A 12,638-nucleotide genomic window follows, 5' to 3' on the forward strand; every position below is an offset into this window, starting at 1 on the left:
AAGCCTGCAGGTCCAGATTGGTGAGTCGTGTAGGGATGCCACCATCCAGAAATATAGGATTTGCGCCTATCACTACATCACTACTCTGTACGGATACTCCCGAATTATTCTCCAGATAAAACTTAAGCCGTACCTGTCGGTTCGCTTCTGTAATATCTGTGAGCAATAAATTAAGAACCAGTTTATTTGTAACAGCGGTATTGTATTCTGATAATTTTAGACTATAAGGTGGTACTACCTGTGGGGTAACATTAACAGGAAATACCTGTGAATGAACATAAAGTGTACCCAATAAAAAGAATGTTAGTATCCTTACTATCAAGGTATTCCTGTTATTTTTAAAATAATGTTTTTTCATATAGTCTTAAGTACTAAAGGCAGGCTATTGTTTAAAAAAGCCTGCCAATCCTTTTTATTATATATTATTGTTTTTCATAACGATATCTATAACTATCAGAACCCCCACTAGCAACAGGTTCTTCGATAATCTCTACTAAAGTCTGATCTTCAATTCTAAAATCTAATTGATCATCTTCATTAGTAATATCATCACCATCATAAGCTGCGATAAATTCAGTGGTATTATTAGAAGGTTTGACTTCCCATGCCCCAATTACCGTACTCTCAACACAAGTGTCAGTGCTGTCATCAGTTCGATTTGATGTAAACACAAATGTATTGTCATTATTAAACACATAGGTTTCCTCCAGATCACATGCATCAAGTTCTGTAGCGGTCACATCATTTCCATTAACTTCTAAACTGACTAATTTCCACGTGCCACCTGTTAGTGTTTCTTCTACACTTCCTCCATCGTCATCACCACAACTTATAGTTGTTATTGACAATACGATTACTAAGCTGGTTAAAAATAGTTTTTTCATTGTTTTGAGTTTTAAATATTAAATTGATTTAAATTAAATTATTAATTTTTACGATTCAACTTTCTGAACCTTGATATCGACTAATATATAAGAATTTTGTCCATCGATCACAAATTCTTTGATTTTAATTGCTCCTTTTTTCCCCGCTTCCGTTTGAAAAAGAACCACTCTTGGCATCATCGTGTTATCAAAATCCTGTATTCCTCCTGCCGTTTCTTCTATCGTCAATACATCCAGCGGACTATCCTCCTGCATCTCATCAAACTGTGCGACGGTTAAAGAAGCTGAACAGTTGCATAATTCCTGTGAATTGATAACAATTGTTTGTTGAGCGTTTTCCAATTCTAAAAAAGCTGTTTCACTTAAATCATCAGGACTAACGAAACTATTGGTAGTAAAAGCATTACTTAATCCATAAAATACCAACTCTATAGTCCTTCCTAACGATGGATTTGCTTCTATATCTGCAGCAGTGTATACTACACGATGGGTCAGATCATAAAAGCTACCAACACTACTAGCGGTATGTGCAGTATTGATCCCTAGTTTTATATCTTCTAACACCCGTAGATTGGTGTCTGTAAAAAAAGTAATCTCTTTTTGGATACGTTGCGTTTCTTTACCGTTAGTTGCTACTAGCAAGATATTATGGGTTCCCGGGGTGGTAAAAGTGACCTCTGGATGTTCTTCTATAGAAGTACTCATGGGAGATCCTTCAAAACTCCATTGATATCCGGTAGCACTTACAGAGTTATTCTGAAATTGTATGGTTACCGGCACCTGAAAATCATTGTCTATAAACGCCACCTCATAGTCAAAATCTGGCATTAAAAAGGGCGCAACTGTAATCGTTTTTTGCTGTGTATAGGTTTCTCTTCCATTGCTGATTTCTAAGGTAATCAGGTGTTCTCCGGGCTGTGCGAAAATAATATCACCAGGGGATTCTTGTGATGATGTTGCTGGTGTTCCTCCTTCAAAAATCCATGAAAAACGATCGGCACCTGACGAATTGTTTTGTATTGTATAGGTAGCTGGCGAAAAAGTATCGATCAGGTTGGTTACTTCAAAATCGACTAGTACAGGAGCATCAATCTGAATCTCTACCGTCATCGTATCTTGTTCTCCATCCTGATTGTTCGCAGAAAGGGTAATCGCATAAATCCCTTTTTCTGTGTATTCTATTACACCAGGACTACGATTGACGGAGCGTGAAGGGGTGGCTCCTTCAAAAATCCACTCATACTCATCTGCTCCTTCTGTTTTATTAAAAAACACGAGTTGTACTGGGATCGAGAAGTCTTCATTAAACACCTCATAATCAAAGTCTACACTAACTGGCACTGCTTCTTCTCTGGCACAGCCTAGTAAAAAAAGTAGTGCTATCATTGGATAGGGTAAGTGTCTGAAATCTTTTATCTGCATAACTCTTTTATTCAATCACTAATTTACGGGTATCCGTTCCTTGTATCGTTTCCAGCATCATCAAATATATACCTGTAGGTAGCTGCATTGTATACTCCATCAAGTATTCTCTATTGCCATCTCCTGTCTGCTCATTCATCGTAACTCCTGTAACTAAATTTACAATTTTTAGCGTCACATTAGCATCTTCTGCTAAGGTCACTTTTGCTTTAAAACTAGCACTAGCTGGATTAGGATAAACAATAAACTCTTCTATAAAATTGGAGGAAGATATATTGATTGCTGCGGTTTCTATTGCTGGCTGCACTAAGATGGTTTTAACATATTCTTCATAACAATCCCCTTGCAGTGATGTAAGCAATACATCATATGGGCCTTCTTTTTCGAACATCAGAATTAATTGCTCATCTGATTCTGAAACCAGTGTTGCTCCTTCGGGTATCGTCCATACCACACGTTCACCCATAGGAGCGCTTACATTTACTAAAATGACTTCTTCATTAGTATATGCCTGTGTGGTCAATAAAAAATCAGCATCAATAGGAGTCGTAAACACATCCACATCAATCGTACCCGTACCTATACAGCCCAGGCTACTCGTGATGGTTGCTGTATATTGTCCTGCCTCTGTAATTTCTACCTTACTGTTTCTACTTGTAAACCCGTTTACAGAAGACCACTCATAAGTAGCACCCGGATCATTAATTGTGATATCTAATAATAAGGATTGATCGCCACAAATTGCCCTTTTTTCTTCTAGTATCACTACAATGGGATCAGGATCGTTCAAAATAAATTCTTTCACCGCTTTACATCCTTGTGCATCCGTTACTTCTACACTATAGATTCCTGCTGTTAGTGCTGTGAGTGTTGCTGAAGTATCTCCTGTATCCCAGGCAAGTGAATAGGGAGGTACTCCTCCCTGAATCGCTAGTTCGATCTGTCCGTCATTTCCCTGAAAACATGTGGGAGCAATGTATGTTACTGCTTCTATCTCCAATCCATTAGGTTGGTTAATAGTAATTGTTCCCTTCACTTCACAACCTTTAGCATCAATAATCTCCACAGTATATTTTCCAGCTAATAAATCTGTGATCTCTGCGGTCGTCGCACTGGTATTCCATTGATAAGTGTATGGAGGTGTTCCACCCGATACGATGGCGGTCGCTGATCCATTAGCGCCACTGTCACAAGTTACTGCGGTACTATTAAATGATACTAACAGCTGATCGGGTTGTGCAAGATATAGTGTACTATCGATAGCTTGCTCCAACACATACTCTTGCCCGGTAGGTGTACTTACTGGAAGATAAGTTCCTAATACAATCCCGTTTTGATCTTCTATATTGAGGGCATAAGTACCTTCGCTTTGATTACTGATGATACTATCATTGATCGCAAGGTCCTGCCAAACACCTGCTACGTTTTTTGTCCAACGGTAGCAATAAGGCATGAAATTAGCCCTACACTCATCATTTTCTGCAAGAGTTTCGGCAAATGATACGCCCCCACTCACATACGCGACCAATACTCCATCCTGAAACTGATCTGGTTCATTAAAAGGAAGCTGATCATCAATCCCATTAGAATATGAATTATCCCGATGACAAGATATTTCGTTAAGTACTTCAATCCTAACAGTAATTGGCTCGGGATGATTTAAGGTATATGATGCGCTGGTCGTGGTACATCCTTCTTCTGTTATTGCACTATCAAAATTAGCATCTTTCACTATAATGGTATATTCACCTTGTCCAATACTATGTAGAGCTACTACAAAATCACCATCGTCATTGTAGGAAGTACTAGTTGTTGTCACTGGATTCAAAGATTTATCCACCCACTCAAAGATATAACTCCCATCAGCATAAGCGGTACCTCCGCGGATCGTTGCCTGAATTCTTCCATCCTCAAAGTCATAAGCTCTGGGTTCATTAACGAGGTTAACCTCAACCGAAACTGGGAACTCAGGCTCTGTGATGGTTACTTCTTTTTCTACCTCAATACCTAACACAGTTTCTCCATCAGCACCCATAGTGGCTTTTTTAGCCACGCAAAACACTCCATTATTAACATCCCTTATTTTAATAAGATAGGTTCCCTTTTTTTGTCCTCTAATGGTATGATTAGTACCATTATCAAATGGTTGCCAATCATCTGACCAGACATCTTCTTTCTTCTTGATTAGATATTCATAATTACCGATACCACCATAAGCTTCTAAGTTTATCTCCCCATCTTCTCCATTATGACACCATACATTCACTACATTGTCCTGAGGTTCGCCAATAAAACGGACATAGTCATTTCTACCAATAGAAAACTCATCAGTATGATCTACTCCTTCTGTAAAGTAAACCTCTCCATTATAGCTCCCTAGAATATTAAATCGAAATGCAGTTTTACTTGGAGGCAAACCTGTAATCGTTAATCTGTTTCCGGTCTCAAAAGTGGTAATTGGTACTTGAGCAGTTGCTATGACTATCCCTTCACTTAGGTCTAGAATAGAATAATCGAACAAATCTCTGGATCGGTCTAATGCCCGGTCAAAGGTAAGTACTAACACACCGTCTTCGTTATCATAGCAACTTACATCCGTAGTTGCAGTTTGTGCTTTGATAATATTAGGTGCAGAATATCGAATCAGATAATCTCTGGAATCACTCGGTTCTGCATAAAAACAAGATTTTACTCTAACGTGAATTGATTTGCCTACCACAGAAACTGGTAAAAAAGAATCTAATCGAACTGAGAGTTCTTTATCATTAGAAGCTCCAGGAATTGTATTCCATGAACTAGCATTAGGCGTACTTCCAAAATCGGTAATTTGATATTCCCATCCATATACGGAGTCATTAAAATTACCATTTGCTATTGCCCTAAGGTTATGAGAATAGCCTGCAATACCTGAACCTATTCTGGATACAACAGGGGTAGGCGATACTCTCCAATTAAAAGACAAAGTATGTTCTACTTCCTTTTCTCCTCCATTTCTCCTGAATTCATCGTAAAAACCAAAGTCACAAGGGTCATAGCTTATGATTATAGGTCCATCTTCTTGTGAATCTTGTGATATAAAACTTCCTGTTCCGCTACTGCATCGCCTACCGTCTCTTTTTTCATGTGTATTTACTCTGGCACGAATCGATCGTATTACCTTATTTGTGTAATAAACAGTAATATCATCATAGAAATAATCGCCATCATCCCAATAAAATCCTCCAAAAGGAGAAGGCACCCCTTTTTCATCTTCATAAAATATCTGTTCAAAACTCCCATCAGTAAAATTAACGTCAAGCTGTATAACATTACTGCATATAGCTTCGTCCCCCCAAATATTGAATTTAAGGTTCGTTATCTCCACTTTAGACCCTTGGGCAAACAAAGAAACTGATACTATTAAAAACACTAAGACACTATAAATCTTCTTCATATTCAAAAAATTACTTCTTTAGTTTGTATAGAACTGTGACCTCCCCCTTTGGTCACAGTTTTTATCTGATATATATAGGTGTTATTAGGTGATACCGCTGTATCTATTACTTCTTTTATCGTACCTGGTAATTGCTTAAACAATACAGGTGGCTCCTCTTTTTTAGATTTATAGATGCTAATTTCTACAATATCATCTGCGGGTAGTTTCCAGGAAAGGGTAATACTTCCTTGTACTCTATCCACTATAGTATTTAATCTTTTTACTCCTTCTTCTTTAGTTTGCTGGCTGGTCACGGTAATTGGCGTAGAAGGACTGGATTGCAATCCACTCTGATCTTCTGCAAAAATGGCATAGCGATAGGAGGTTTCTGGTATGATAGCCTTATCTATATAGCTACTGACAGTATCTGTAGTAAATATAGGCAACCATCCTCTAGACACATCCTTTGTTTGTTGCCTGTATAACTGATGAGTGGATACATCCTCACTACTACTATTAATCCATTGTAATAATATACCCTCTGTACTCACATTGTAGGTCCTAAAAATGGGAGAAGAAGGAGGTATTACATCTGGTTTTTTAAGCGTTAATACTTCAGAATAGGGAGACATATTATATCGTTTATCTACAGCTACTATTTTATAATACACCTGAGCATTCAATGATTTTACCTGCACTGTATCAATAAAGGAGGCTTTTTCTATAGGAGCAACGGTCAACTGTATAAACTCTTCCTTTGCCAGATTACCACGAAATACCCTATATCCTAACAAATCTTTTTCTGGATTATGTTGCCATGTTACCCTTACTATACCCAAGGTGTCCACAGTACCTGTCATCCCAACAGGAGCAATAGGCGGAATAGAATCAATAGCCTGTACAAAAGAGGAAAATGAAGTGGTTTTTTCTTTCCCCTTTCCGATCGCTGTTATTTTAAAATAATTAGAAGGATATAGTTCCTGACAATTGATAGTACGTACATCTGGTGCAATCTCTTTTGCCACGATACTATAAGGTCCCTGATCCTGTGGTGCTCTTAGCAATTGAAATTCTGTGATCTCCTGCTCTGCTTCCTTCGGAAATTCCCAGGTGATATCAACCCCGCCAATATCATCAAATGAATGTCCGCTAATATGAGCAACCGCCTCTAACTTTTTTATCCCCGCTGCAGAAACAACCTCAGAATAAGGACTTAATTCTCCAAATGGAGAAATCCCTTGTACTCTATACGAATAGGTGGTATCGTTTTGAGCAATGGTATCTATATAAAACATTCTTCTAGCTGGAGCATTTGGCTTATCATTCATATTAACCAAAGGGGTATCTCCTAATCGCTTAAAATCGATTTCATTTTCTGAACGTTCTATATAATAAGAGGTAAATACGCCTTTAAATAAGTGATATTCCCAGGTAAGTAGGATATTTTTATCTTTTGGCACTGCAAATAAATCTAAAGGTACAGGTAACGGTTCTGGTTTTGTAACCTTAACAGTTACCAACCCAGGCTTAACACTTAAAATCTCCTCTGGAATTTGTGAAGTTATAGTGTATAAATATTCTTCATTGGCTACAATATTACTATCGGTATATGCCATGGCTGCTTTTTTTGCTGCCTCAAAATTCATATCTGCAGCAAATAAAGCAAAGGCAAACCGTTGATCGATTTCTTTAGCTGTATTTATAATTTGAGCTAATCCTCCTTGTGTCTGCTCTACAGCAAATGTTTCTCCATATAATGCTTGCGCAAGAATGGCTGCATAGTCATTATCATTAACCATATTTTCCCAGTTTTCTAATGAAGCTGGTTTTAAAGGTGTCTGAGTAAGTACTTTTTTTTCTGGAGTTTGTAACATCATTCCATCTCTAGAAATAGTAAATCGTTCAATTTGATATCCAAAGTTATTTCCTTTCAGCCAAGATACAGGTGTAGTTGCCGCCCATCGCAAAAGAATAGCATCCTCTTGTACTCTGGTAATTACTTTTATTTCATTAGTTATTACAGTCGCGTCTTGTGCAATGGAAAACTGAACTCCCCCAAAAAACAAGAGTATATATTTTAGAAAGTATGTAATGCTCTTCTTATTGTACATAAAACTTAACAATATTATCTAATATTTATAGTGTTTTTATATTGATATAATCCAGTTGTACCCTTAATTCCCCCTGGTAGTGTATAAATTAATTTGATGGTATAATCTCCATAACGCATAAATTCATATGGTTTTGAAACAATGCTTAACTCTGGAGCATTAGCTCCTAAAACACCTTTGGCACGATCATTTATAACTCGATCTCTCACATCCAAATAGTCTTTATAATAAATATCTGGTAAATTATACCTAAAAGGAAAACGGGTAGCGATTAAATTCAAATTAGTACTATTTTCAAGGTTAGTAATATAACTGGATATAATAGGCAACGCTCTTTTTGGAACATACCCATAGACTGATGGGTCTCTGGAAATACTATATGTACTCCCGAGTTGATATTTTTGATAAATAACAGGATTAATATCAGTACCAAAGTATTTATCTTCGAGATCAGATTCTGGTATGACTAATGGTGTATTTTCTGTATATGTATTCCCAACCAGTTCTACTAAATCAAAACCTTCATTCGACTCCACTTTTGAAGAAAGGAAAACAACTGTAGAATTAATATATCCCCATAAATGATCACTTACATTAAGGTCTCTTATTTTAGCTCGAAATGTTTTATGCTCACTGGATGTAAACTCATAACTAAGACGCTCAATTTCTCCTTCATTTACTACATTTTCTGCTTGATTTTGTCTGATTTCTGATGTATTCTCATCATCATAATTTTGTGTTGTTCTGGTTGTCTCTCCTGTAGAAGTGCTCCCCGCTGCTTTTGATGCACTTACAATTGTCATCATATAAGCAGTCTCAGTATCTACGTCTGGCAATGCATAGCTTACTTTATTATCAGATGTATTATATGAAAAAACGGATTCTTCTGAAGCTCCCGTTTCACTGATATATTTTACGGTACTTTTCCATTGTGTATTATCAAAAAGATAATCCTGTCCACGTTGCAATTGTATATATCCCGTGTCATATTCATCCGGATAAAATAGCTGTTGATCTACCACAGGGTATGCATACTGTATATTATGTAATGGTATATAATCCGGTGCTCCACCAGTAGTAAAGGTCCGTTCTTCTTTTTCTATCGCTTTTTGTCCGTCTTCTAAGATAGTTTTAAAACTGCCATTCACTTTTTCCTGAAAACTCACTTCTACGGTTACCGTCAGTTTCGTATCCGGTGGTAATATATCTTCTGAAATAAAAGTAGCACGGTCATTCATCTGTCCCCACTCTAACTCCCCAATAATTTCTTTTTGTGATGCATCAACTACCTGAAAGCGCTCCAAAATCACCTTATATGTCTTATCACCATCATCCTCAGGAATGATGATAGGCTGATTAATTTTCATAGCAAAGGCTGCCTGTGGTGCAGCAAAAACATCGATATTTGTATCTCCATCTCTAGGGGAAAGATCCGTGATCATTTTGATGCCTCCTAGCGGAGATGCATTATCTAGTTCACATTCTTCTCCTATCACTACTTTCATGCGATAACTTCCTTTGACCAATCCTCCTAACAGGTCATAATATCCACCTGCATACCCTCTAAACCAAAAAGGATTAGGTCCTTTACCTTGTAATAAGATGGCAGCTCCTCCTTTAATAATTGGTATTTTCTTTCTAACAAAAAAGAGTTTGATATTGATCCCTAATTCACCTTGTAAATATGCATACGATTGCCCGTTAGCATACCAACCATTGATTCCTACCTTTTTACCTGTATTGACACAACTGGCATCTCCGTAATCTTTTAACATAATATCAAAACCAACCCCTGCCTGAAAACGAGCATATAAAATTAAAAAGTTAAGATCACCAGTATCAATTTTGAAATCTGCGCCAAAGGCAAATCCTTTTCCGTCTCCCAGCGCATTAAGATCTCTCATATAATCAAGTTGATCTAATTCTACTCCTAGAATATCTGCTACTTCTTGTGGTGGAGCAGGACTCCCGGGGATGCGGCTTCCCATCATAAAGTAAGCACCTGTCTCTAAGCTAAAAGAACCTATTCCCATTTTGAGTCCTAAGCGATCTGTAGGGGAACCAAGGTGAAGATACCACTCATCTGGTGATACATGAAACACCATCCAACCAGCGCGATCTTCTGCACCAATTCCACGAACTATACCATCTACTAATGAAATATAAATATTAGACTCCCCATGAAGTGTTTTATTTTCAAAATCATATACAATACTCAAGTCACCTTTTACACTGGATTTAGCAAATTCTTCTTTTAAACCTACCTGAAACAGTTCGACTTCATTAGGCGTTATTTTAGATAAAAACTGAGGTACTCCCAGCATCTCTTTTAGAGCTTCGAGATCCAGACTAACAGAGAGGTCAAGATTGGCAGATACCATTAGCTCCGCATACCCATCAAAACTGATATTATCAATTCTACCGGTCTCTTTATCAAAGAGCATACTTAACATAATTTTACCTGTAAATGCTTGTGACCCTTGTATACCTAAAAACCCAACAGCTCGCAAATCTAACCCTATTTCATTATTTGGTTCGTACACAATACCAGATAATGATAATCCCTTATTATCTATAGCGGCATTACCCTGTGCTGTTTGCACAAAATCATTGGATACGCGTTCCATATTATAGGATAACCCTCCTCCTATGGCATTTAATCCTACCGGTGGTGCGATGGGCACAGTAGCAGGCAAAATTCCTATAAAATCCACATAAAAATAACGATACCCATCTTTATTACCGAACAATCCTTTAGCATCAACTAATCCTTCTACATCAAAGAGATCCAAAGATAATTGCCCTGTAAAACCATCATTATAGATTACATCGTCTTCAAAAATTTCAACCCTACCTGAAAAACCTACTTTTCCTAATTTTGCTTCTATGCCAATCGCACTAATATCGATACGATCATATTTCCAATTTTGTCGATATCCTTCTTCACTAAACTTACCAAAAATCCCCAACCGTGCACTTGCTCCAAAACCTTTGCTATCTTCACTCATTAAATTAATAGCAAGATCAAATGCTAATCCCGCTTCCTGATCATTGAAAATCAATTCCATATCGGCAATAGATACAGGGAAATTAGCTAGCTTTACCTCATCCTTATATCCAAAATAATCTACATCAACAATAGGGGATACTGTTTGTATCGTTAAATTCTGAAATTCTATTCCTTTAAATTGAATTGTTTTTTCATCATCACGGCTTCCCTCATTCTCCAGACTTTCCTTTTGATTGGCAGTAATAGCCAATCTGCCATTTAAGACAGCTTTAGGCAAAAAATTACCATCTACTACCGCAAGCTGAACTCCCGAGTTAGGTAATAACTGTGCTTTTGCTTTAAAGACATCAAAATTAATGGTATCTAAGGTGGATACAGTTAATGAATATTCTTCTTCTGAGATAATCCCGGTATATCCCAGACCGAGCTTACCAGAATCATTAGTAGTTTCTAAACTAGAAACAGGCAACACTAATCTTCCATCGAATCCTGCACCTATTAATCGATTGGCAGCTACCTCTATTTCTATTTTATCTAATGAAAATGCCCACGCTTTAGATTTTGAAGTCCGACCGGACTCTAACGGAATTACATTTGTTGCAGAAAAAAAACCTGACACTCCATAACTATCTATCAATAAATTAGCCGCTTGAAAAGATACTCTTCCATTAGTTGATATACTTTCTTCTGTTTTAAATTCTTGCGGCAAGCTAACATCAAGAGATTGCACGTAGACCCCTCTCCAGGTTTCTGCATTAGGTAATAATAATCCCTGATCGTGGTAATACTGAGGAAACTGGACATTTTCTGTTCGGAGATCACTAAAATCAAAAATCGCTTGATTTACAGAAAACATAAATTTATCCGGCTGACTAGCAATAACAAAAGGTGTTAGATTGATCTCTACGATCATATCATTCCAATCAGAAGCCGTCGCTCTAAATGCTCCACTCACCCGATTAGGTATTTGAATAGGTTCTTTTAATGCTCCTTGATACGTTCTGGTTTCTGGTAGGGTTTCTCCTACTGCTCCTACTGGTAAAATTATATTTCTTGAAAATTGAAGTTCGCCTTCAATACCCATTTCTTTAACCCCATTACAGGTAATATTTACAAAAGTTCTATTAGCCGTATTGCCTGTTTTATAATCAAAACCTCCTTTTAAAATTAAAAGCCAATTTCCTCCATTAAAAGGAATAAACATATCACCAAGCAATACCAGATTAGCATCTCCTATGATTCCCCCCTGATGTGATAGTTTTACATTATTAGCCCCAAAGAATAATTCTATAGGCTTTCCTTGTTCATCTGATTGTGGTAAAATGATTTTGACAAATACTGTCAACTCCGTATAATCTTTACTAAAACGTGCTTTGGTAAATCCCAATTGATATTCTACACCACTGATTTCCTTTTTAATCCCCACGGGTAATACCTGAATATCCTCATTACGAAAAGAACCAATCCATCGCCCTGTGCTATCAATCTCTCTAAAACCAGCTTCTGCTTCTGCTTTCGAATCATTTATATAAGTAGGGGTAGCTGGAAATTCTTTTGCAAGTCTGTCAAAAGTGAATTCTGCATAAGAAATTGCCTTTTTTGAGGTGGGAATGGGAAATTTATTATCCAATTCGGGGAGAAAAACGTATTTTGCTTCTGTGGTTTTTTTAGTATCCACCTGCAATGAATCTGTAGGTTCAGTTGTAGAACCAAACACATAAATAAAATTAAAAAAAAGAGCAAAAAGTAGTTTTATTTGCATAGGTTTTATTTTGAGACTTAGGGAGCGCAAAAAT

General features: G+C 37.1%; 6 protein-coding genes. All 6 read right to left on the bottom strand.

Features of this window, described 5'->3' with window-relative positions; genetic code table 11:
* A partial coding sequence (locus ABD816_RS04845) for a hypothetical protein (RefSeq protein ID WP_344925232.1) occupies positions 1-358 on the bottom strand: 358 nt, incomplete at its 3' end.
* A 64-nt stretch (positions 359-422) separates the two neighbouring features.
* A complete protein-coding gene (locus ABD816_RS04850; protein ID WP_344925233.1) occupies positions 423-884 on the bottom strand; it encodes a lipocalin family protein in 462 nt (153 codons plus the stop codon).
* Positions 885-932: 48 nt separating this feature from the next.
* A complete protein-coding gene (locus tag ABD816_RS04855; RefSeq protein ID WP_344925235.1) occupies positions 933-2,306 on the bottom strand; it encodes a PKD domain-containing protein in 1,374 nt (457 codons plus the stop codon).
* Positions 2,307-2,313: 7 nt separating this feature from the next.
* A complete protein-coding gene (locus tag ABD816_RS04860) occupies positions 2,314-5,739 on the bottom strand; it encodes a T9SS type A sorting domain-containing protein (RefSeq protein ID WP_344925237.1) in 3,426 nt (1,141 codons plus the stop codon).
* Between the two features lie 2 nt (positions 5,740-5,741).
* The gene (locus tag ABD816_RS04865; protein ID WP_344925239.1) at positions 5,742-7,787 is read right to left on the bottom strand and encodes a fibronectin type III domain-containing protein; all 2,046 of its coding nucleotides are present in this window, start codon (positions 7,785-7,787) and stop codon (positions 5,742-5,744) included.
* A gap of 59 nt (positions 7,788-7,846) precedes the next feature.
* Positions 7,847-12,604 (bottom strand): hypothetical protein, encoded by a 4,758-nt coding sequence (locus ABD816_RS04870; RefSeq protein ID WP_344925241.1) that lies wholly within the window; start codon positions 12,602-12,604, stop codon positions 7,847-7,849.
* Positions 12,605-12,638 lie beyond the last annotated feature (34 nt).

The organism is Aquimarina addita, assembly GCF_039539305.1.
GTDB classification, from domain to species: Bacteria; Bacteroidota; Bacteroidia; order Flavobacteriales; family Flavobacteriaceae; genus Aquimarina; species Aquimarina addita.

What these genes read in the sequence shown, in the direction of transcription:
- ABD816_RS04855 (WP_344925235.1), bottom strand. Translation starts at nt 2,306, where the DNA reads ATGCAGATAAAAGATTTCAGACACTTACCCTATCCAATGATAGCACTA.
- ABD816_RS04860 (WP_344925237.1), bottom strand. Translation starts at nt 5,739, where the DNA reads ATGAAGAAGATTTATAGTGTCTTAGTGTTTTTAATAGTATCAGTTTCT.
- ABD816_RS04850 (WP_344925233.1), bottom strand. Translation starts at nt 884, where the DNA reads ATGAAAAAACTATTTTTAACCAGCTTAGTAATCGTATTGTCAATAACA.
- ABD816_RS04870 (WP_344925241.1), bottom strand. Translation starts at nt 12,604, where the DNA reads ATGCAAATAAAACTACTTTTTGCTCTTTTTTTTAATTTTATTTATGTG.